The 21,603-nt window shown below is 67.1% G+C and carries 16 protein-coding genes and 1 pseudogene; 9 read left to right on the top strand and 8 right to left on the bottom strand.

The window, feature by feature from the left end; all coding sequences use genetic code 11:
• The first annotated feature begins 340 nt into the window (after positions 1 to 340).
• The 4 genes from IPV08_RS06960 to IPV08_RS06945 are packed head-to-tail and all read left to right on the top strand — an operon-like array spanning position 341 to position 5,698.
• Positions 341 to 1,360, top strand: coding sequence for a putative 2-aminoethylphosphonate ABC transporter substrate-binding protein (locus IPV08_RS06960; protein WP_056434178.1), 1,020 nt, complete (start codon positions 341 to 343; stop codon positions 1,358 to 1,360).
• A gap of 56 nt (positions 1,361 to 1,416) precedes the next feature.
• A complete protein-coding gene (locus tag IPV08_RS06955) occupies positions 1,417 to 2,514 on the top strand; it encodes a putative 2-aminoethylphosphonate ABC transporter ATP-binding protein (RefSeq protein WP_207411298.1) in 1,098 nt (365 codons plus the stop codon).
• Positions 2,515 to 2,522: 8 nt separating this feature from the next.
• A complete protein-coding gene (locus IPV08_RS06950; protein ID WP_207411297.1) occupies positions 2,523 to 4,325 on the top strand; it encodes a putative 2-aminoethylphosphonate ABC transporter permease subunit in 1,803 nt (600 codons plus the stop codon).
• Positions 4,322 to 5,698: an aspartate aminotransferase family protein gene (locus IPV08_RS06945; RefSeq protein ID WP_207411296.1), complete on the top strand. Its 1,377-nt coding sequence runs from the start codon at positions 4,322 to 4,324 to the stop codon at positions 5,696 to 5,698. The genes IPV08_RS06950 and IPV08_RS06945 overlap by 4 nt, the downstream gene beginning before the upstream one ends.
• 184 nt (positions 5,699 to 5,882) lie before the next feature.
• On the opposite strand, the gene IPV08_RS06940 is transcribed toward IPV08_RS06945, so the two are convergent.
• A complete protein-coding gene (locus IPV08_RS06940) occupies positions 5,883 to 6,923 on the bottom strand; it encodes a YihY/virulence factor BrkB family protein (RefSeq protein WP_056434187.1) in 1,041 nt (346 codons plus the stop codon).
• A gap of 333 nt (positions 6,924 to 7,256) precedes the next feature.
• On the opposite strand from IPV08_RS06940, the gene IPV08_RS06935 reads away from it, so the two are divergent.
• The 3 genes from IPV08_RS06935 (at position 7,257) to IPV08_RS06925 (ending at position 10,082) form a co-directional block, all read left to right on the top strand.
• A complete protein-coding gene (locus IPV08_RS06935; RefSeq protein ID WP_348646093.1) occupies positions 7,257 to 8,549 on the top strand; it encodes an alpha/beta hydrolase in 1,293 nt (430 codons plus the stop codon).
• Positions 8,550 to 8,866: 317 nt separating this feature from the next.
• Positions 8,867 to 9,301 (top strand): MarR family winged helix-turn-helix transcriptional regulator, encoded by a 435-nt coding sequence (locus tag IPV08_RS06930; RefSeq protein WP_056434192.1) that lies wholly within the window; start codon positions 8,867 to 8,869, stop codon positions 9,299 to 9,301.
• Positions 9,302 to 9,308: 7 nt separating this feature from the next.
• Entirely contained in the window at positions 9,309 to 10,082 is a 774-nt protein-coding gene (locus tag IPV08_RS06925; protein WP_348646096.1) for an NADPH-dependent F420 reductase, read from the top strand.
• A 394-nt stretch (positions 10,083 to 10,476) separates the two neighbouring features.
• On the opposite strand, the gene IPV08_RS06915 is transcribed toward IPV08_RS06925, so the two are convergent.
• From IPV08_RS06915 to IPV08_RS06900, 4 genes and pseudogenes are all read right to left on the bottom strand, one after another.
• Positions 10,477 to 10,737, bottom strand: a complete 261-nt coding sequence (locus IPV08_RS06915) for a hypothetical protein (RefSeq protein WP_246747834.1) — start codon at positions 10,735 to 10,737, stop codon at positions 10,477 to 10,479.
• 229 nt (positions 10,738 to 10,966) lie between these two features.
• Positions 10,967 to 12,112, bottom strand: a complete 1,146-nt coding sequence (locus tag IPV08_RS06910; RefSeq protein WP_207411293.1) for an alpha-hydroxy acid oxidase — start codon at positions 12,110 to 12,112, stop codon at positions 10,967 to 10,969.
• 137 nt (positions 12,113 to 12,249) lie between these two features.
• Positions 12,250 to 12,570 (bottom strand): annotated as a pseudogene (locus IPV08_RS06905) (L-lactate permease); the annotation flags it as partial.
• 99 nt (positions 12,571 to 12,669) lie between these two features.
• A complete protein-coding gene (locus IPV08_RS06900; RefSeq protein ID WP_207411292.1) occupies positions 12,670 to 15,063 on the bottom strand; it encodes a transketolase in 2,394 nt (797 codons plus the stop codon).
• Positions 15,064 to 15,169: 106 nt separating this feature from the next.
• On the opposite strand from IPV08_RS06900, the gene IPV08_RS06895 reads away from it, so the two are divergent.
• Positions 15,170 to 15,658, top strand: a complete 489-nt coding sequence (locus IPV08_RS06895) for an Lrp/AsnC ligand binding domain-containing protein (RefSeq protein WP_207411291.1) — start codon at positions 15,170 to 15,172, stop codon at positions 15,656 to 15,658.
• 139 nt (positions 15,659 to 15,797) lie between these two features.
• Here IPV08_RS06895 and katG read toward each other — a convergent pair whose 3' ends face one another.
• From katG to IPV08_RS06880, 3 genes are all read right to left on the bottom strand, one after another.
• Positions 15,798 to 18,119 (bottom strand): catalase/peroxidase HPI, encoded by a 2,322-nt coding sequence (katG, locus tag IPV08_RS06890; protein WP_207411290.1) that lies wholly within the window; start codon positions 18,117 to 18,119, stop codon positions 15,798 to 15,800.
• 336 nt (positions 18,120 to 18,455) lie between these two features.
• The gene (locus IPV08_RS06885) at positions 18,456 to 19,658 is read right to left on the bottom strand and encodes an MFS transporter (protein ID WP_207411289.1); all 1,203 of its coding nucleotides are present in this window, start codon (positions 19,656 to 19,658) and stop codon (positions 18,456 to 18,458) included.
• A 121-nt stretch (positions 19,659 to 19,779) separates the two neighbouring features.
• On the bottom strand, positions 19,780 to 19,971 hold the full coding sequence (locus IPV08_RS06880; protein ID WP_207411288.1) for a hypothetical protein: 192 nt from the start codon (positions 19,969 to 19,971) through the stop codon (positions 19,780 to 19,782).
• 599 nt (positions 19,972 to 20,570) lie between these two features.
• Here IPV08_RS06880 and IPV08_RS06875 point away from each other — a divergent pair.
• Positions 20,571 to 21,506, top strand: a complete 936-nt coding sequence (locus tag IPV08_RS06875) for an AraC family transcriptional regulator (protein WP_207411287.1) — start codon at positions 20,571 to 20,573, stop codon at positions 21,504 to 21,506.
• Positions 21,507 to 21,603 lie beyond the last annotated feature (97 nt).

Below are 21,603 nucleotides of genomic sequence, written 5' to 3'. Positions count from 1 at the left end.
CCCGACCACGTTGGGCCGGGTGCAGCTCCAGCCCTCCATTTTTTGCCGCGCTCCTTTTCGCCGAACCGGCATCCGCTTCGGCGGAGAACACTCTAAGGGACACCGCGTCACGGCTGGAGGCCGTTTCACGGGAGCAATCGAAAGGTTTCAACATCGACCCGCGGCCAAGCGCCGGGGGTCGATTTCGGCTGCCCGCAATCAACGTAAGTAATTCTGTGACATGATCTTGAAATAGGAAGCATATGCAAAAAGCCTGGACTTGATTGCACGGGGTTTTGTCTTCTTCCTGTCATGCATCAGGATTTAAACGTCGGAACGACAAGACTCCGGAGCATTATCAATGAAAATCCTCGGCCTCCTCGCTCTGACCCTCGCCCTGACGTCGCCGACCCTGGCCATGGCCGCCGAGCGCACAAAGCTCACGATCTACACGGCCCTCGAGAACGATCAGCTCGTTCCCTTCAAAGCCGGGATCGAGCGGGCGGTGCCGGAGGTCGAGGTGGTCTGGGTGCGCGATTCGACGGGCGTCATCACCGCACGGTTCCTGGCCGAGAAAGATAATCCCCGCGCCGACATGGTGATGGGGCTGGCCGCCTCCAGCCTGCTGCTGTTCGAGAAGCAGGGCCTGCTCGCCACCTACGAGCCGAAGGGCGCCGACGCGCTGAAGCCCGCCTTCCGCGATTCCATCGGCCCCTACAGCTGGACCGGAACCGACGCCTCCATCGGCGTGGTCTGTTTCAATACGGCGGAAGCCGAGAAGGACGGGGTGAAGACCCCCGTGCGCTGGGCCGATCTCCTGGTGCCCGCACTCAAGGGCAAGGTGGTGATGCCGCATCCCGCCTCCTCGGGCACCGGTTACCTGCTGGTCGCCGGCTGGCTCCAGGGCATGGGCGAGGAGGCCGGCTGGGCCTACATGGACAAGCTCCACGAGAACATCGCCGCCTACCTGCATTCCGGCTCGGCTCCCTGCGTCCAGGCGGCGCGCGGCGAGCGCACCGCCGGCCTGTCACTGGACATGCGCGGCGCCTCGGAGAAGACGAAGGGGGCACCGCTGGCCGTCGTCGTCCCCGCCGACGGTACGGGCTGGGACGAAGAGGCCTACGCCATCGTCGGCACCACCAAGCACCTGGATCTGGCCCGCAAGGTCGCCGACTGGGGCACCACCAAGGCCGCCAACGAACTCTACGCCAAGAGCTACGCGGTGGTGGCCTATCCGGGCGTCGCCAACGTGCCGGCGAACTACCCCGCCAATGCCGAGGCCGCGATGATCAAGAACGATCTCGGCTGGATGGCCGACAACCGTGAGCGGGTGCTCGCCGAATGGTCGCGCCGCTACGAGGCGAAGGCTGCCAAGAAGTAGCCGCGACGACGCAAAGCGAGCCTGAACGACCACACGAAAGAGCAGGGGGCACCGCCATGACGCTGCGCGATGCGACGCCGTTCCTCAGGGTTTCGGGATTGTCGAAGCGTTACGGGGCCTTCACCGCCCTCGACGGAATCGACCTGGAAATCGGCCGGGGCGAGTTCGTCTGCTTCCTCGGTCCCTCCGGCTGCGGCAAGACCACCCTGCTGCGCCTGATCGCCGGGCTCGACCGTCAGGATTCGGGACGTATCGTGATCGGCGGCGTCGACGTCTCGACGGCGCCCCCGGCGGCGCGCGACTTCGGCATCGTGTTCCAATCCTACGCGCTGTTTCCGAACCTGACGGTGGCGGCCAACGTCGCCTACGGCCTCGTCAACGGGCGAATGCCGAAGGCGCAGGTCGCGGCGCGGGTCGCCGAACTCCTGGCTCTGGTCGGGCTGCCCGAGCAGGGGCCTAAATATCCGGTCCAGCTTTCGGGGGGCCAGCAGCAGCGGGTGGCCCTCGCCCGGGCGCTGGCGACCTCGCCCTCCCTGCTCCTCCTCGACGAGCCGCTCTCGGCCCTCGACGCCAAGGTCCGTACCCGGCTGCGCGACGAGATTCGCCAGCTTCAGAAGCGCCTCGGGATCACCACCATCATGGTCACGCACGACCAGGAGGAGGCGCTCGCCATGGCCGACCGGGTCGTGGTGATGAATCGCGGCGCGATCGAGCAGGTCGGCACCCCGGCGGAGATCTACCGTAACCCGGCCACCGCCTTCGTGGCCGACTTCATCGGCGCCATGACGTTCCTCGACGCCCGGGTGGGATCGGCCCGGCAGATCCGGGTCGGTGCCGTCGATCTCGTCTGCGAGGACGGGCGCGGCTTCGTCCCCGGCAGTCCCGTGCGCCTCGGCTTCCGCCCGGAGGAGATCCGGGTCGGCAACGTGCGTCCCACCGATGTCAACGCCTTCCAGGTGCGGGTGCGCAGCCTCGAATTCCTCGGAGCCTTCACCCGCGCCCGCCTGGAACCGAGCCTCGACCTGGGCGGCTCCCTGGTCGCCGACGTCTCGGCCAATCTCCACGGCGACCTCGCCCTGACGGAAGGCCAGTACCTCTACGTCTCCCTGCCGCCGGCGGCCCTGCGGGCCTTCCCCGTGGCCGCCCGCCCGTGAGCCGCGCCATGGCCGAGTCCGTCCTGGGGACATCTCCCCTCGTCGTCTCCCTGCCGGAGGCGGCCCTGTCCCTGCCGGAGGCGGTCCTGTCCCTGCCGGAGGCGGTCCTGTCCCTGCCGGAGGCCTTGCCCGCCAAGCGCCGCACCGTGCCCGAAGCCGCCATCGGCACCGCCCTGATCGCGGTGCTGTGCCTGTTCCTTCTGCTCATCATCGCGCTGCCGCTGGGCACGCTGCTGATCAAGAGCCTGGAGGCGCCGGATGGCGGGATGGCGGGCCTGTCCAACTTCCGCACCTACTTCGCGACGCCGACCCTGGTCGATGCGCTGCTCAACAGCCTCACCGTGGCCGGCATCGTCGTGGCACTCGTGGTGCCCCTGGCCTTCGGCTACGCCTACGCGCTCACCCGCACGGCAATGCCGTTCAAGGGCCTATTCCTGGCCCTGGCCCTGCTGCCGCTGTTCGCGCCCTCGCTGCTCTCGGGGATCGCGCTCACCTACATCCTCGGCAACCAGGGCTTCCTACGCGGGCTCCTGTTCGGCCACAGCGTCTACGGGCCGATCGGCATCACCCTCGCCGAATGCCTCTACGCCTTCCCGCACGCCCTCATCATCCTCGTCACCGCCCTCGGCCTCTCGGACGGACGCCTCTACGAGGCCGCCTCCGCCATGGGCACGAGCCGCCTGCGCACCTTCGTGACCGTGACGCTGCCGGGCGCCCGCTACGGCCTCGTCAGCGCGGCCTTCGTGGTCTTCACCCTCGTGGTCACGGATTTCGGCATCCCGAAGGTGATCGGCGGCCAGTACCCGGTGCTCGCCACCGACGCCTACCGCCAGGTAGTCGGCCAGCAGAACTTCCCCATGGGCGCCGTGGTCGGCCTCCTGATGCTGGTGCCGGCGGTGCTGGCCTTCATCGTCGACCGGCTCATCCAGCGACGGCAATCGTCCCTGCTCTCGGCCCGCTCCGTACCCTACGAGCCGAAGCCCCATCCGGTCCGCGACCGCCTCGTCCTGGTCTACGCCATGCTCGTGGCCGGCGTGATCGTGGGCACCTACGGGGTCGCGGTCTGGGCCTCGTTCATCAGCTACTGGCCCTACAACCTCGGCCTGACCCTGGACCATTACGACTTCGCGGCGGCCGATTCCGATGGCTGGTCGCCCTACTGGAACTCGCTCGCCATGGCGATCTCGGTCGCGGCCATCGGCACGATGACGATCTTCTGCGGGGCCTACCTCATCGAGAAGCTGAAGCTGTTTCCCGCCGGTCGGGCCTTCGCGCAGTTGCTGGCGATGCTGCCGCTCGCGGTGCCGGGCCTCGTGCTCGGCCTCGGCTACGTGTTCTTCTTCAACGCGCCCTGGAACCCGCTGAACGTCCTCTACGGGACCCTGGCGCTCCTCGTGATCAACACGCTGGCGCATTACTACACGGTCGCCCACGTCACGGCGACGACGGCCCTCAAGCAGATCGACCCGGAATTCGAGGCGGTGTCGGCCTCCCTGAAGGTGCCGTTCTGGCAGACCTTCCGCCGGGTCAGCCTGCCGATCTGCCTGCCGACCGTGCTGGAACTGTTCGTCTACCTGTTCGTCAACGCCATGACGACGGTCTCGGCGGTGATCTTCCTCTACGGGCCGAGCACCAAGCTCGCCGCCATCGCCATCGTCCATATGGACGAGGCCGGCACCACGGCCGCCGCCGCCGCGATGGCGAGCGTGATCATGGCGACCGCCCTCGGCGCCCGCCTCGCTCTGGCGATGGTCAACCGCTTCGTGATCGCCCGCGCCCAGGGCTGGCGCCGCCGTGAGGCGACCGCATGAGCCGGGGCGCACGGATCGCCGAATCCGAGGGCGACACCAACCGCACCGACCGGCGCGTCGCCTGGCAGGCGCGGAGCCTCGACACGGCGACGCGCGGGCTGCTCGCCCGGGATTCGGACGCCTTCCTGCACCAGTCGGTCTCGACGCCCTGCCTCAACGCGATCGTGCGGGCGGAGGGCATCTGGATCGAGGACGCGGCCGGGCGCCGCTACATGGATTTCCACGGCAACAACGTCCACCATATCGGCTACGGCCATCCGCGCCTCAAGCGCGCCATCGCCGAGCAGATGGACGCGCTGCCCTTCGCGCCCAGGCGCTACGCCTGCGAGCCTGCCGTGGCTCTCGCCGAGAAGCTCGCGGCGATCACACCGGGCAACCTCGCGAAGGTGCTGTTCACCACCGGCGGCTCGGACGCGGTCGAGGTGGCGGTGAAGGTCGCCCGCACGGCCACCGGCCGGCACAAGACCTTGTCGTTCTGGGATGCCTTCCACGGCGCCGGCACCGGCTCGGCGGCGATGTCGGGCGAGATGCTGTTCCGCTCCGGCCCCGCCGGGCCCCTGGTGGCCGGTGCCCTGCACGTCGCCCCCTTCGGCGGCTATCGCTGCCCCTACGGCACCGACAGCGCCGAGGCGAGCGGCCGGGCCTGCGCCCGGATGATCGATTACGTCCTCACCCGCGACCCCGACGTGGCGGCCCTCGTCGCCGAGCCGACGCGGGCGGTGCCCTACATCCCGCCGCCGGGCTTCTGGGCGGAGGTCCGGCGCATCTGCGACCGGCACGGCGTATTGCTGATCTTCGACGAGATCCCCACCGGCCTGGGCAAGACCGGGCGGATGTTCTCCTGTGAGCATGACGGCGTCGCCCCCGACATCCTGGTGATCGGCAAGGGGCTCGGCGGCGGCATCCTGCCCATCGCGGCGGTGATCGCCGACCCGAGCCTCGATGTCGGCGGCGCCTGGGCGTTCGGCCATTACACTCACGAGAAGAACCCGGTGACGACGCGGGCCGCCCTGGAGACGATCCGGATCATCGAGGACGAGGATCTCGTCGCCAACGCCGCGCGGGTCGGGGCGCTGGCCATTGCCCGCCTCGGCGCCATGATGGACCGTTGCCCGTCCATCGGCGACGTGCGCGGCCGGGGCTGCCTCATCGGCATCGAACTCGTGCGCGGCCGCGCCAGCCGCGAACCCGATGCCGACCTCGCCGAGGCGGTGCTCTACCGGGCGCTCGATGCCGGCCTGTCGTTCAAGACCACCATGGGCAACGTCCTGACCCTGACGCCGCCGCTGACCGTCACGCCGGAGCAGATGACGGACGCCCTCGACATCGTCGAGACAGCCATCGAGGAAGCGACACGAGAGCGCCGGAGATAACCGGCCCCCTGCTGCTCAACGCCGGTTCATGCGGTTCGCAGTCAAGTCCCGGGAGCACAACCATGCATTCGGCGCTCCTCAGGCCACAGTCGCACCCGCCGGATTGGGAACTCAGGTCTATCCGGCCTTACACAGCTCGATGAAACCGGGCTTTCCGGCCGCCGATCGCGATGGAGGTGGTCCATCAGCGCCCCGGTCCGACGTTATCGGCGGCGAAGGCGTCCCGGCCGCCGAGGGGTTTCGGCCGACCCTCCGTGCTGTCGCGGGCGGTCTGGCGTTCCATCTCCGAGTTGATCTCGGCGCCGAGCAGGACGACCACGATCGACAGCCACATCCACGACATCAAGCCGATGCCGGCGCCGAGCGACCCGTAGATGCGGTTGTAGCTGTCGAAGCTGGCGACGTACCAGGAGAACACCCCAGAGGTGCAGACCCAGAGAAACGCCGCCAGCGCACTGCCCCAGGTCACCCAGCGCCATTTCGCCCGGCGCCGGCTCGGGCCGTAGCGATAGATCAGCGACAGGCTCAGGCTCACCACGACCAGGATGACCGGCCACCGCGCCACGGACAGGAGCGTGTCGGCCAATCCCCCGAACCCGACCCGCTCCAGGATCGCGGGAAGGAGGACGACCACGCTGATCGTCAGGAGGAGAAACGCGGCCCCGCCGAGGGTGAACAGGAAGGTCGTGGCATAGAACCGGACCAGGGTCCGGTCCTCCCGCTCCCGGTAGATGACGTTGAGGGCATCGAAGAGGGCGCTGACGCCGGAATTCGCGCTCCACAGGGCGATGAGCAGGCTGATCGTCGAGGTGAGACCGAGCGACCCCGTGCTGCGTTCGGCGATCCGCACCAGCTGCTCGGCCAGGAGATCGAGGGCCGCGGTGGGGAGGATGTAGGTCAGGAGGCCGACATGCTGGCTGATCACGGCGGGATCGGAAAACACCCCGTAGATCGAGACCACGGCGACGAGGCCGGGAAACACGGCGAGCAGGGCGAAGAAGGCGACGCCGCCGGCGGTGGTCAGCACGCGATCCTGCGGCAGGGCCCACAGGACACGCCAGAGGATGTCCTTCCATCCGGCCCCAGGAATGTCGGAGGGACGGCTGGCATCGCGGCCCCGGTCCGGCTCCCGCGCCCGCTGCCGGGCCGTCTCGAGGGCGGCGGAATCCTGCGACCGCGTGCCGACCGAGCGCCAGTCGTCTCCCTCGTCAACGTCCTGGACCATGGCTGCGTCTCTGTGGGGGCCGGGTCGCGTCATCGGGCCGCAAGCCTCGGAACCGGCAAGCCTCGGGACCGGCGAAACCGGGAACCCGACGATGGGCGCCATCTCACCTTATGGCATCCGCCAGGACGGCGCATCGGCGTCAGAAAAGCACGGCGCATCGGCGTTGGAAAAGCCCGGCGCATCGGCGTTGGAAAAGCCCGGCGCATGACGCGACGGCAATCCGAGCCGAGCCTGGGTCCCGCCTCAATCCTGCGATAGCCCGTACCAGCCTTGACAGCCCGTTAACCGGCCGGTCGTCCAGGTTGCATGGGACGGCAGTTTTCGGGGGCACGAGTGTTCGGACGAATTGAACGGGATGGGCGTGCGGCGCTCGTCCTGACGGCACTACTCGCCCTGCCGGCCTGCGCCGGCCGCCCGTCCGGCGTGCTCCTGCCCATCGCCGATGCGGGGGCGGTGCCCGGGACCTCGCGTGTCGACATGCTCGTTGCGACGACCCGCAAATCCGCGGCGGACAAGGGCGTTCTGTTCTCCGGCGAGCGCGGCGAGGCCGTGACCTATACCGACCTCGCGGTCTCTATCCCGCCGGACGCCACGCGACAGCCCGGCTCGGTTCAATGGCCGAAATCCGTTCCGGGCAATCCGGCCACCGACTTCGTGGCGCTACGCGCCGACCCGGTCGAGCGGTCGAAGGTCGCCACCTGGACAGGTCGGTCGGTCCGGCGCGGGGCCAAGCGCCACGCTCTCGTCTTCGTGCACGGCTTCAACAACAAGTTCGAGGACGCCGTCTTTCGGTTCGCGCAGATCGTGCATGATTCCGGCGCCGAGGTCGCACCCGTCCTGTTCACATGGCCGTCGCGCGGCAGTGTGCTCGCCTATGGGTACGACCGGGAGAGTACCAACTTCTCCCGCAACGCCCTGGAGACGCTGTTGCGCGACCTCGCGCGGGACCCGAATGTCGGTGAGATCACCGTCCTGGCCCACTCGATGGGCAACTGGCTCGCCCTGGAAAGCCTCCGTCAGATGGCCATCCGCGACAAGCGCGTGGCCCCCAAGATCCGAAACGTGATCCTGGCGGCACCCGACGTCGATATGGACCTCGCCCGCGCTGCGTTCCACGACATGGGCAAGGATCGCCCACGCCTGACGCTGATGGTGTCCGGGGACGACCAGGCTCTCGCCGTCTCCCGCTTGGTCTGGGGTGACAGCGTACGATTGGGGGCCATCGACCCTGCTGCCGAGCCCTATCGTTCCGAGCTGGAACGGGAGAACGTCGCAGTCCTGAACCTGTCGACAATGAAGTCGGACGATGCGCTCAACCACGGCAAGTTCGCGTCCGGTGAAGTCGTCGCCCTGCTGGGTAGACGGCTTGCCGACGGCCAGCCGATCTCGGACGGGCAGATCGGCATCGGCGACCGGCTGGTGAGTACGGCCGCGGGTGCCGCATCGACGGTGGCGACGGGGGCAGCGTTGGCGGTTGCGGCCCCGGTCGCGCTCGTCGACCCGCAGACCCGTGAAACATATGGCGAGCACCTGTCGAACATGGGCTCGGGCCTCCGCGACACCGTGGGCTCCACGGTCGACCTCGCCGGTGCCCCGGTTCGCGCGCTGGGTGGAAGCGGGCGTTAGCGGGTCGCTCGGACAGAGGCGGAGACGTCCGGTCTCACGGCGGGGCAGGGACAGGGCGGGCGTCGGAGAATGCCGGCGTCCCGGCGCTACGACCCGATGAGATTCCGTTAGCTTCGTCAAGGCGCTGCTTCGTCGTCAGGATCGGCTTGGCTGCGTCCATGGCTTCGGGATGCCGTACCGATCTCCTCCGCCGCTCTCGCCCTGTTCCGGCCCCTCGTCGGCACGCCTGCTCCGCTGGAATGTCGGCATCGCGGGGGTTGACGAAGCGCTGTCTTCGGCCAGTTATATAGCACACTACATGATAGCAAACTTCATAAATGGCCGACGATCGACAAAGCACCGCCGCGGAATTCTCCTTCGCGCTCAACGCGGCCGCCAACCGCATGGTGCGGCTGCACAAGCCGTTCCTGGAGCCGCTGGGCCTGACGTTCTCGCAGTACCTCGTCGCCCTCGAATTGATGAACGGCTCACCGCAATCCGTAGGCGAGTTGTGTGCCCGGCTCGACATGGAGACCGGCACACTGACGCCGTTGCTCAAGCGGCTGGAAGCCGCTGGCGTGGTCACGCGGACGCGTGACGCGTCCGACGAACGCCGGGTTCTGATCGATCTCACCCCGCATGGCCGGGCCATGGAAGACGCGCTTCGCGGCATTCCCGACAAGATCCGGACGGCGTGCCAGCTGACCCCGGACGGCCTCGAATCGCTACGGCGCACGCTGGACGCTCTCGCGCGCCCGACCACCGCCCCCTGAAGGGGCCATCCATCCAACTGCAAAGGAACCAGGCATGAAGATCGGCGTCATCGGCACCGGCAATATCGGCGGCACGCTCGCCCGCAAGCTCAGCGCGGCAGGGCACGAGGTCCGCGTCGCGAATTCCAAGGGCCCCGACGGCGTCCGCGCCTTCGCCCAGGAGATCCGCGCGACTCCGGTCGATATCCGTGGCGCCGTCGAGGGCGCGGACCTCGTGATCCTGTCGATCCCGTTCCCCGCCGTGGCGACGCTGCCGAAGGACCTGTTCGACGGCTTGCCCGCGGCCACTCCGATCGTCGATACGGGCAATTACTATCCCGGCCTGCGCGATCCGCAGATCGCCGAACTCGACGCCGGGAAGACGGAGAGCGTCTGGGTGTCGGAACAGGTCGGCCGCCCCATCATCAAGGCGTTCAACAACATCCTCGCCCATTCCCTCGCCGAACTCGGTCGTCCGGCGGGAACGCCCGACCGGATCGCCGTCGCCGTGGCCGGCGATGACGATGCCGCGAAGCGGACCGTCATGGGCATCGTGGACCAGATCGGCTTCGACCCGGTGGATGCCGGAATGCTGGCGGAATCCTGGCGTCAGCAGCCCGCCACCCCGAGCTATTGCTGCGACTACGACGCGGAAACGATGCACAAGGCCCTGCTCGCCGCGGTGAAGGGAGAGGCGCCGAAGACCTTGAACCGGGTCTACGGCCTCATGGGAAAGCTCGGTCCCAACCCCAGCCATGCCGAGATCATCGCCATGAACCGCTCGGTGCATTCCGACAACTGAGAACGGCAAAGCAAACCTTGGGAGTACGCGACTTGAAAACCTGCTCCTGCACCGAGGTGACCCTGGCAGACCTGCCCGAAGCACTGGCGGCCGCCGATCTGGCACGCTCGCACAGGCGGCGGGACCTGATGTTCGCAGTCTAACCAGGAGCGGTTCGAATTCGAGACCAATCCGGGTCGGGACTTCATCATGCGGCTCTCGCAGATCCTGAACGCGGCTTAGAGCCAGCATTCCTGTCCGCCTCTCGTGACGGACAGGCCTCGGGATGGGCGTTCCAGGTGGCTCACGCCGAAGCCCCGTGGCTTCGAGGCCGCACGCGCCCGGCGCGTCGAGAGGCGAGGGGGCGCGCAGCCTGATGACGGATACACCGCGCCCGCTGGCTCAGGCGTCGATCTCATAGAAGAAGCTCGATTTGGTCGGCCGACATCACCACCGCATCCGGACGATGGCCGGTGAGGTCGGTCGCGTAGTGCAGCGCATCGTGCCGTGTGCGGAACAGACCGCCGCCGAGGCCGTGGACTTCCATGGCGACCCAGTTCCCCTGCGGGTCCTGGCCAACGATGAAGCGTGTGGAGGGAGGCTCGGCCGCTTTCGAGGCGAGGGCGGCGGCCGGAATGGCGACGGGCATGGAACGGCTGGGGTTCGCGCGATCCATCGGTGGACCGCCCCCATAAGTTGGATCCGGGCGCATAAAGGTTCGAGCGGGAGACGGCGGCTTCCGCATGACTATCCCATCAGGATTCCCCGCAAATGCAAGGACCGACCGGAAGACGCACTCGCGCGCTCTTAGAGCACCGCCCCGTCCATCTTACGCGAACGGATCCCATGACACCCGATCCCCAACGTTCTCGGAGATCGGGCATCGGGAAGGGACGGTATCCCTCTCAGACGAACCGCAGGTTGCTGCGCGTCAGCTGGTCGATGGACGCGCAGCCCATCAACCTCATGTCGCGTTCGATTTCGGACCGCATCAAGTCCAGGGCGCGCTCGACGCCCGGCTGACCGGCTGCGGCGAGAGGGAACAGGTAGTACCGACCCAGGCCGACCGCCTTCGCGCCGAGTGACAGGGCCTTCAACACGTGGGTACCGCGCTGAACGCCCCCATCCATGATCACGTCGATCCGGTCGCCGACCGCGTCCACGATCTCCGCGAGCTGATCGAATGCCGAGCAGGAGCCGTCGAGCTGGCGTCCGCCGTGATTGGACAGCACGATACCGGTGCAGCCGATCTCGACCGCGCGCTTGGCATCGTCCACCGACATCACGCCTTTCAGGCAGAACTGGCCGCCCCATTCCCGAACCATGGCGGCCACGTCGTCCCATGACAGGCAGGGATCGAGCATCTCGGTGAAGTAGCGGCTGATCGAGAGCGCCCCCCCACCCATGTCCACATGGCCGTCGAGCTGAGGTAGCTTGAAGCTTTCGTGGGTCAGGTAGTTGATCGCCCAGGCCGGCTTCACCGCGAACTGCATCATCCCGGCGAGGGTCAGGCGAAACGGGATGGAGAAGCCCGTCCGCTTGTCGCGCTCGCGGTTGCCGCCCGTAATGCTGTCGACCGTCAGCATCATCACCTCGATACCCGCCTGCTTGGCCCGTTCCATCATCGCGCGGTTCAGGCCGCGGTCCTTGTGGAAGTAGAACTGATAGACCTGCGGACCGCTGCTGATCCGGCGCGCCTCTTCCAGGCTCACCGTCCCGAGGGAGGATACGCCGAACATCGTTCCATGCTTGCCGGCCGCAGCGGCGACGGCCCGCTCGCCCTCGTGGTGGAACAGCCGCTGCAAGGCGGTCGGCGAGCAATAGACCGGCATGGCGAGCTTCTGGCCCATCACCGTCACGGACATGTCGATCTCGCCCACGCCACGCAGGACGTTGGGGACGAGCTGGCAGGTGTCGAACGCGGCGGTGTTGCGCCGGTAGGTCACTTCGTCGTCCGCTGCCCCGTCGATGTAGTCGAAGATCGGTCCCGGCAGGCGCGCCTGTGCCATGCGGCGGAAATCGTGGAAGCTGTGACAGTCGCTCAGACGCATCGTGGGTCTCCGCGGGCGCGTCGCGCCATCGCCGAATGAAGGAAAGAAGCGGGGGCGCTCCTGCGCCCCCTGCCAAGATCTGCGCTCTCTTATCGCCGAACCGGCATCCACTTCGGCGGTGAGCGCTCTAGCAGGTTTCAATGCGCCGGGACCATGGCTGTGAAGCACGGCAGATAGGTTTGCGGCATCACCAGCACACCGACGAGGCAGGCAAGCGCGATCGAGTGGAAGATGTCGTAGCGCAATATCGTCGCCTCAGTGCCGTACCACTGCGTCGCAGTGGAGGCGACGACGATGGACTGCGCGTCGATCATCTTGCCAATCACGCCGCCGGAGGAATTGGATGCCGCCATCAGGACCTGTGACAGCCCGAGTTGCTCTGCCGTGATCTTCTGCAGGTCGCCGAACAACACGTTCGAGGCCGTAAGGGCAACACCGAGCCAAACCAGCATGGCACCGGTGCCGGAGTACGCGGTGACAGATGCACCACATCGACACCGCTCACGCCAACGGCGTGCAGCGCGAGGAAGCGGATGCGGATGCAGAGGGCGTCAGGCTCAAGCGAGTTGGAGATGCCGGATCCGGCGACCTGGGGCGATGGCCTGGGCCGCCGTGGCGATGCCCCGTGCATCGATGCCGAAATGCCGGTGGAGGTCGGCGATCGTGCCGGTCTGCCCAAAATGCGAGACGCCGAGGGCGCGGGTGCGGTGACCCAGCACCGAGCCGAGCCAGCCGAGGGTGGCCGGGTGGCCGTCGAGGACGGTGACGAGGCCGCAATGGCTGGGTACGCCGGCGAGCAGTCGCTCGATATGGCTCGACGCGCCCGGCGATCCCCGCTCGCGCAGCCCTTGCGCAGCGGTCCAGCCGGCCTGCAGCCGGTCGGCGGAGGTGACGGCGAGGAGGCCGACATCGCGCCGATCCTCGGCCATCAGGCCCGTGGCGGCGATCGCTTCGGGGGCGATGGCGCCCTGATAGGCGACGACGACCTCCGCGTTCGGGCCGGGCCGGCGCAGCCAGTAGGCCCCCGCCACCATATCGGCGGCAAGATCCGAATCGATCACTCGGACCGGCTGCTCCACGGCCCGCGTCGAGAGCCGGAAATAGGCCGAGCCGCCGGCCGCATCGGGCAGGCACGTCACCGGGTCGGGCTCGGGCGCGCCGCTGCGCTGCATATGCGCGAAGGCGAAGCGCAGCAGCACGGCGAGTTCGTCCACGAAGGCCGGCTCGAAGGCGGAGAGCCCGTCCTGGCCCATGCCGATCAGCGGCGTCTTGATCGACTGGTGGGCGCCGCCCTCGGGGGCGAGGGTGATGCCGGCCGGCGTCGCCACCAGGATGAAGCGCGCATCCTGGTAGCAGGCGTAGTTCAGGGCGTCCAAGCCGCGCTCGATGAAGGGATCGTAGAGGGTGCCCACCGGCAGCAGGCGCTCGCCGAAGATCGCGTGCGACAGGCCGAGCGCCGAGAGCGCGGTGAACAGGTTCGATTCGGCGATGCCGAGTTCGAGGTGCTGGCCGGTGGGCGAGAAGGTCCAGTTGAAGGTCGAGGGAATGCGCTCCTGGCGGAAGAGGTCGGCCATGGCTTGCTTGGCGAAGAGGCCGCGCCGGTTCACCCAGGCACCGAGATTGGTCGAGACCGTGACGTCGGGCGAGGTGGTGACGATGCGCGCCGCGAAGGCGCCGTCGGTCTTGGCGATCTCGTGCATCAGCAGGCCGAACCCGGCTTGGGTCGAGAGCGAGGCCTGCCTCGGAGTCGCGAGACGCTCCGGCACCGGGATCGCCGGAGCCTCGTAGCGGCGGCGCCCCCGCTGGACGAAGGGCACCTCGGCGAGGAAGCGCCGCATGGCCTCCGGCGCGATGTCGAGGCCCTCGAAAGGGTCCCATTCGCGGCCGGGCCGGATGCCCATCTCGGCCCGGAAGCCCTCGACCTGGGTCGGGGTCAGCAGGCCCGCATGGTTGTCCTTGTGGCCGGCGAGCGGCAGGCCGTGGCCCTTGATCGTGTAGGCGATGAAGCAGACCGGACGGTCATGGGCGCGGGCTGCCTCGAAAGCCTCCAGCAGCATGGGCAGGTCGTGGCCGCCGAGATTGCCCATCAGGGCGGCGAGTTCCGCATCCGAGCGCCGGTCGATCAGGGCCGACACGTCGCCCTGGTCGCCGAGTTCCTCCGTGAGGCGCCGACGCCAGGCCGCGCCGCCCTGGAAGGCCAGCGCCGAATAGGTCTGGTTCGGGCAGGACTCGATCCAGTCCTTCAGGCGCTCGCCGCCCGGTTCCGCGAAGGCGGCGCGCTGGAGCGTGCCGTGGCGGAGCACGACGACGTCCCAGCCGAAATTGCGGAACATCGCCTCGAATTTCGACCACAGCCCCTCGCGCACCACCGCGTCGAGGCTCTGGCGGTTGTAGTCGACGATCCACCAGGTGTTGCGCAGGCCGTGCTTCCAGCCCTCCAGCAGGGCCTCGAAGATGTTGCCTTCGTCCATCTCGGCATCGCCGATGAGGGCGACCATCTTGCCCTCGGGCCGCTCGCCGCCCCACCCCTTCGCCCGTACGTAATCCTGCGTCAGCGACGCGAAGAGCGTCTGCGCCACGCCGAGGCCAACCGAGCCCGTGGAGAAGTCGACGTCGTCCACGTCCTTGGTGCGCGACGGATAGGACTGGGCGCCGCCGAAGCCGCGGAAGTTCTCCAGCTTCTCACGGGTCTGCTGGCCGAACAGGTATTGCAGGGCGTGGAAGACCGGGCTCGCATGGGGCTTCACCGCAACCCGGTCTTCCGGGCGCAGCACGGCGCCGTAGAGCGTCGTCATGATCGCGCAGAGCGAGGCCGAGGAGGCCTGGTGGCCGCCCACCTTCAACCCGTCCGCCGAGGCGCGGAGGTGGTTGGCGTTGTGGATGATCCAGGTCGAGAGCCAGAGGCTCTTCCGGGCCAGCGCGGTCAGGTGGGGTAATCGCGGATCGCTCATGGGCCAATCGTAGCCATGGCGTGGGGCGAAAAGGGACCAAACCCACTTGCCGGATGCAAGGATTGTGGCTCAGATCAGCTGCTGGGGTCACGATCGCGAGTGTTCTGTGCCAAAAGCCGATTTCGACGCCATCGACTGCAATATCCTCGTCGCGCTCCAGGAGGATGCCCGTCTGACGGTGCTGCAACTCGGCGAACGGGTCGGGCTTTCCGCCTCGCCCTGCGCGCGGCGCGTGCGCCGCCTGGAGGCCGCCGGGGTGATCAAGGCCTACGTGGCGGTCGTCGACCAGGTGGCGGTCGGGCTGCCGGTCAGCGTCTTCGCCTCGGTGAAGCTGGAACGCCAGCGCGAGGAGGAGCTCGACCGCTTCGCCATGGCCGTCATCCGCTGGCCGGAGGTGGTCGATTGCTACCTGATGACGGGGCAGCGCGACTACCTGCTCCGGATCGTCGTCGAGGATCTCGAAGCCTACGAGCGCTTTCTCAAGAACAAGCTCACCCGCCTCGACGGCGTCGCAGCGATCGAATCGAGCTTCGCCCTTGGCCAGATCAAGCGCGCGAACGCATTGCCGATCCGGGCGAAGGATGGAAAACGGTGATGACCGGGCCTCGCCCTCGATCCGCTGGGGTCGGAACATCCAGGCGATGACACATCGCCTCTGAGCCGACCTGCTCTCGTGGTGCCCCCGGCCCACCGAAGGGTGGAACGGGGGCACGGGTTGCTCGCAGCCGCGACGATCAGGCCGCCATGGGTCCGTAACGACGGTGACCCTTCACGTCGAACCGGTCCAGCATCATGACCTTGTCCCAGACCCGCACGAAATCCGCCACGAACCGGCTTTGGCCATCGCTGCCGGCATAGGCATCGGCGATGTTGCGCAGCTGCGCGTTCGACCCGAAGACGAGATCGTTGCGCGTGGCCTGGAACTTCGTCTGCCCGCTCTCGCGGTCCTTGAGGGCGAAGGACGTCCCGGCCGAGTCGGCCTTCTCCCAGACCAGATTCGTGTCGGTCAGGTTCCGGAAGAAGTCCGTCGTCAGCACGCCGACCCGGTCGGTGAAGATGCCCCGGTTCGACCCGTCGTGGTTGGCGTTGAGGGCGCGCAGGCCGCCGGTCAGCACCACCCATTCCGGCACGGTCAGCGTCAGCAGGTTGGCCTTGTCGAGGAACATCTCCTCCGGCGCCAGACGCTGCGCCATCTCCCCGAACCCGTCATCGACGTAGTTGCGGAAGCCGTCCACGACGGGCTTCAGCCACTGGAACATCTCGACGTCGGTCAGGTCCTGCGTGGTATCGACCCGGCCGGGCGTGAACGGCACCTGCGTCTCGACCCCGGCGTCCCGAGCCGCTTTCTCCACGGCGACGCAGCCGGCGAGCACGATGAGGTCGGCCAGCGAGACCTGCTTGCCGTCGCTGCGCCCATGGTTGAAGTCGGCCATGACCCCACGGAGCGCCTCGACCACGGGCGCGGCTCGCCGGTTGACGGCCCAATCCTTCTGCGGGGCCAGGGCGAGCCGGCCGCCATTGGCGCCGCCGCGCTTGTCGCTGTCCCGGTAGGTCGAGGCCGCCGAGAAGGCCGTGAAGGCCAGGTCCGAGACCGAGAGGTTCCGGGCCAGGATCGCCTGCTTGAGGGCGTCGATCTCGGCCTCGCCGACCGGGGCATAGGCGGCATCGGGGATCGGATCCTGCCACAGCAGACCGTCCTCGATCGTCACCTCCGGGCCGAGGTAGCGGTGCTTGGGGCCCATGTCGCGGTGGGTGAGCTTGTACCAGGCCTTGGAGAAGGCCTGCGTGAAGGCATCGAAGTCGTTGAGGAACTTCTCGCAGACCTTGCGGTATTCCAGATCGACCTTCAGGGCGATGTCGGAGGTCATCATCATGAGGGGATGCATCTGCCCCGCCACATGGGCGTCGGGGGTCTTGGGCGCGTTCGGATCCGTCGGGGTCCATTGCAGGGCACCGGCCGGGCTCTTGGTCTGCTCCCACTCGAACCGGAAGAGGTTCTCGAGGTAGGCATTGTCCCATTGCGTCGGATCGGGAGTCCAGCTGCCCTCGATGCCGTTCGTCATCGTGTCCTTGCCCGAGCCGGCGCCGTTCGGGTTGTGCCAGCCGAGCCCCATCGCCTCCATCGGCGCCATCTCGGGCGGCGGTCCGATCTCCTTGGCGGGCGTCATGCCGTGGCTCTTGCCGAAGGCATGACCGCCGGCGATGAGCGCCACGGTCTCCTCGTCGTTCATGGCCATGCGGGTGAACGTCGTCCGGATGTCGTTGGCCGAGCCCTGCGGGTCCCCGTTCGCGTAGGGTCCCTCGGGGTTCACGTAGATCAGCGATTGGTGGGAAGCGGCGAGGGGGTTCTCCAGGTCGTAGTCGGCGTCGCCGTTCTTGCCGCGCCAGCGCTCGTCACGGTTGACCATTTCGTCGAAGCTCGAGACCTTGCCCATCTCGACGACCTCGGGCCCCCAGTAGGTGGCGTTGTCCGCCTCCCAGGCGTCGAGACGTCCACCGGCGAATCCGTAGGTCGGCAGGCCCATGATCTCCAGGGCGCAGTTGCCGGTGAGCACCATCAGGTCGGCCCAGGAGAGGGCGTTGCCGTATTTGTGCTTGATCGGCTGCAGCAGCCGGCGCGACTTGTCGGTGTTGCCGTTGTCCCACCAGCTCGAGATCGGCGCGAAGCGCTGCATCCCGGTGCCGGCCCCGCCCCGCCCGTCCGCGATGCGGTAGGTACCGGCCGAGTGCCAGGCCATGCGGATCATCTGCGGGCCGTAATTCTTGTAATCGGACGGCCACCACGCCACCGACGAGGTCAGGAACTGCTTGATGTCGCTTTTCAGGGCATCGAGGTCGATCGTCCGGAATGCGCTGGCGTAGTCGAAATCCGGTCCGAGCGGATCCGACGCGACCCCATTCTGGTGCAAGAGTTCGACCCTCAGACGGTGGGGATACCAGTTCTCCAGTGCCGGACGGCTGCCGAGTGCTCCGCTGATGCGATCGCCGCCAAACGGGCACTTGCCGGCCATCGGGTACGATTCGGTATTGGTCTTGTCGATCATCAACTCGTTCATCAACGTTTCCCTTGGCGCAGGGCCGGCGCCATCGGACGGATCGGGTCGCCTGTCTGTCGCCTGATGCGACGTGGAGCGTGCAACGCCTCGAGCGACAGCAACTTTCGCGCGACCCGACGCTGCGAGCGAAATCTGGCGCGTCTAACAAAAATCAAGGTGCGGTCGCCTTCGATCTTTGCGGGACGCCGTCGGAAACGCCTGACGCGAAGCCGCCTCACGTTTGCGCGAGGCCTCCGCGCGCAACCCGCTTCTGAGCCGACCGCGATGATGCACGCAGAGGTAGCACCGCAAACGTCGCTCTGCCGAGGGAGATCGCGAGGGGGATCGGATGCGTCATCATCCGATCCTCCGGGCGACGGGAGCGAGGCGATCGGATGCGACCGCGGCCAGGAGGCCGATGCTGAGGCCGACGGCCATCAGAAAGGGGAGGCGCGGCTCAACGTAATAGAGGGAGGTGCCGAGGATCGGCCCCACCACGAATCCGAGAGCCATGGCGGCGGAGACCAGTCCTGCGGCGGCGCCTTGCTCAGCCTGCCCGACCGCCAGGGAGGCCGTGGTCTGCAGACCCGGCATGATGACGCCGTAGCCGACGCCCAAGGCGATGCAGCCGGCGACGATGAGGGCAAGATTCTGTGCCAAGGCGAGGGCGACGAAACCTGTCAGTAGTCCTGCCGCTCCAAGTCTCAGCATCGTACGCGGCGTCGGCGAGAGCTGTCTGACGATGAGGATCTGGCTCGCAAGGGCGGCCAACGCGAAACCGGCCAGGGCGAAGCCGACGTGTCGCGTCGCAGCCGCAGAGTCGAGGCTGAGCAGGTCCTGGACGTAGAAGGACAGGGTCTGCTGGGTCATTGCGATCGTGACGAAGGCGAGCGCGGCAAGGAGCAGGGTCGGCCATAGCCGCGGATCGCTGGGTTTCACCGCGGCCTTGGCTGCCTTCGTCTCGGGTCCCATCGGTGATTCGACCCACACCAGGGTCGCGATCGCCGCGAGGCCTGCCAGGCCGGCGGTGGCAAAGAGCGGTGTCAGCAATCCCCAGCCGACGAGACCGGCTCCGATCACCGGGCCGAGGATGGTTCCGAAGACAAAGCCTGCACCGATCAGTGCCATGCCGGAGGCACGCCCCGCCTCGTCGGTTGCGGCCGCAACGATCGCCGACGCGGAGGGTTGGATGGCTGCGGCGACCAGCGCGTAGAGGACCCGGCTCGCGAGCATCAGTCCGAAGACCACGTAGACCGAGATGTCGCCGATGAGGCCGAGATGCAGCACATAGGCGAAGAGCGCGGTCGTGACGGCGTAGCCGGCCAGGCCCAGCGTCAGCGTGCGCGTTCGTCCCCAGCGGTCGGCGGCACGCCCCCAGAACGGTGAGACGACCACGACGACAAGCGCCGAGACCGTGACGACGAGACCGACATCGACGACGTCGAGGCCGATATCGCGGGCGACAGGGCCGAGCATCGCGAACAGCACGGTCTGGCCGATCCCGAACACGATCAATCCGAACAGGATGGTGGCCAACGTCTGACGGGACAACGAATTCATGCAGCGATCTCCTGGGTCGCGATGGCGCGAAGACGAATGATGGTTTGACGCGGAGCAGACCTTCGTCGGGCCATTCGTGCGCGTCCCGGCCGTGGCAGGGCGCGGCGCTCGATCCGCAAGCTTATGCGGAGAAGAGGGAGAGGCGGTCCTCGCCGATGCGGACACGCATCTCCGGACGCTCGATGCCGAGTCCTTCGCGCGGAGCGAGGCACAGCACGCTGATCTTCCCGACATGGCGGTTGCCCCGCATGCACTCGACGCAGGCGATGGCATCCGACAGGGGATAGGTCCGTGACAGGACCGGGGTGATCACGCCCTGGCAGACGAGATCATTTGCCTTCCACGCCTCGTAATAGGGGCGGCTGCACCGATCATCGCGCGCGCCGCCGCCACTGCTTCCGCGTCATCGCCCGGCCGCCTCGCAGGGAACAGCGCATTCGATCAGGACATAAGGGGAGAACTTACTCGAATTCTTATTATGAAAATGCGATTTCATTCGGTGGAGAAGGCATAGTATTGACCTGTTCCAGTAATACACATGACCGCCCCGCACTTCCGAAGCCTGGATGGTGAGTCCTATGCATCATTGCGAGGGCCTTTGCGCGAAGGATCGCATTTGCGATTCGTCAAAAGATCTTTGCTGCAATCTTCCAAATTGGAAGAATTTTGATCTCGCTTCACAGTGTCCGGCTGCCCCTTGAGCGGTCGGATGAGGAGCTGCCACAACACAGCGTGGAGTCAAAAGTTCTTGTTCTCGGCAATGCACGCTGCTAGCATCGCGTTTGACTGAGTTTCGGTGCGAACAAACATCGTCACTGTAATAATTCTACATCATAAAGACTGTTCACACTTTCAAATGCACGGGAGCTGTTGCGCATCTTGGAGCGCGGTCGGCATGGAAGGCGGAAGGGAATGGAGTGTCGCTGCGACGCCATCTGCGATTGGGAGAATCCGGGTACAGCAGTCCACCCACCGGAGACGCTCAGCAGAAAATCGGCGAAGTACGATGTCGTCTTCAAGGAGGATGGCGTCACCCTACTCTCCACGAACTTCCAATCGGTCGAGCCGATTTTCGTCGAGGCGCAGACCTTTCCTTGCGTCTGCATGAGCATCGTCCTCGATGGGCGCGCCGAGGGGCAGACGGCTGGGTTCGATGCCAGCTTTTCACCGAACGAGGTATGGGTCGCGACCTCGAACGCGCGCATGCACATACAGAAGGTGATCATGCCGGACCTCCCGGTCCGGACCGTCGAACTCATCGTCTTGCCGGAATGGTTCGAGCGGAACGAGCCGCGCTTCCTGAAGGACCGGCCCTTCATGCGGATGTGGGCGGCCTTGAATGGCCCGACATCGGTCCGGCGCCGCCCCCTCGACGCGCGCCTGAAACGCATCGCCTGGGCGGTCCACCATCCGCCGCGTACCGACGGACTCATCGAGTTGCACTACCAGAGCCGGGCTCTCGATCTCCTGAGCGCCTTGGCGGACGAGTTCGACCACGTCGATCCCAAACCGAAGGCGCCTTCCCTCAGTGCTAAGTCGATCGAACGCATCATGGCAGTGCGCCAGTGGATCGACGGCAACCCAAGCGGCACGACCTCGATCGTGTCCCTGGCAAGCGAGTTCGGCATGAGCCCGAGCAAGCTCCGGCAGGATTTCTGCGTCGCTTTCGGGGTCTGCATCGGCAGCTACATCTCCGATCGCCGGCTCAACTATGGGCGGGAGCTCATCCAGACCATGGGCCTCACCGTGTCGGAGGCAGCCTATCGTGCCGGCTATGCGCATCCGGCGAACTTCGCGACGGCGTTCAAGCGACGTTTCGGCCATCCCCCGAGCGCGGCGCGCAGCTGAGACCGTATCGCGACCCCGTCGCCCGCCCCCTTTTCGGCGGCCCGGGGCAGGGGCGTCATGCCTTCGCATAGGCCTTTTGTCAGACTGCAAACGGGAT

Origin of the sequence: Methylobacterium sp. SD274, assembly GCF_017355285.1 — a bacterium.
Classification (GTDB): domain Bacteria; phylum Pseudomonadota; class Alphaproteobacteria; order Rhizobiales; family Beijerinckiaceae; genus Methylobacterium.
The sequence above is the reverse complement of the archived record's forward strand: the minus strand, read 5'-3'. Positions and strand labels throughout refer to the sequence as shown.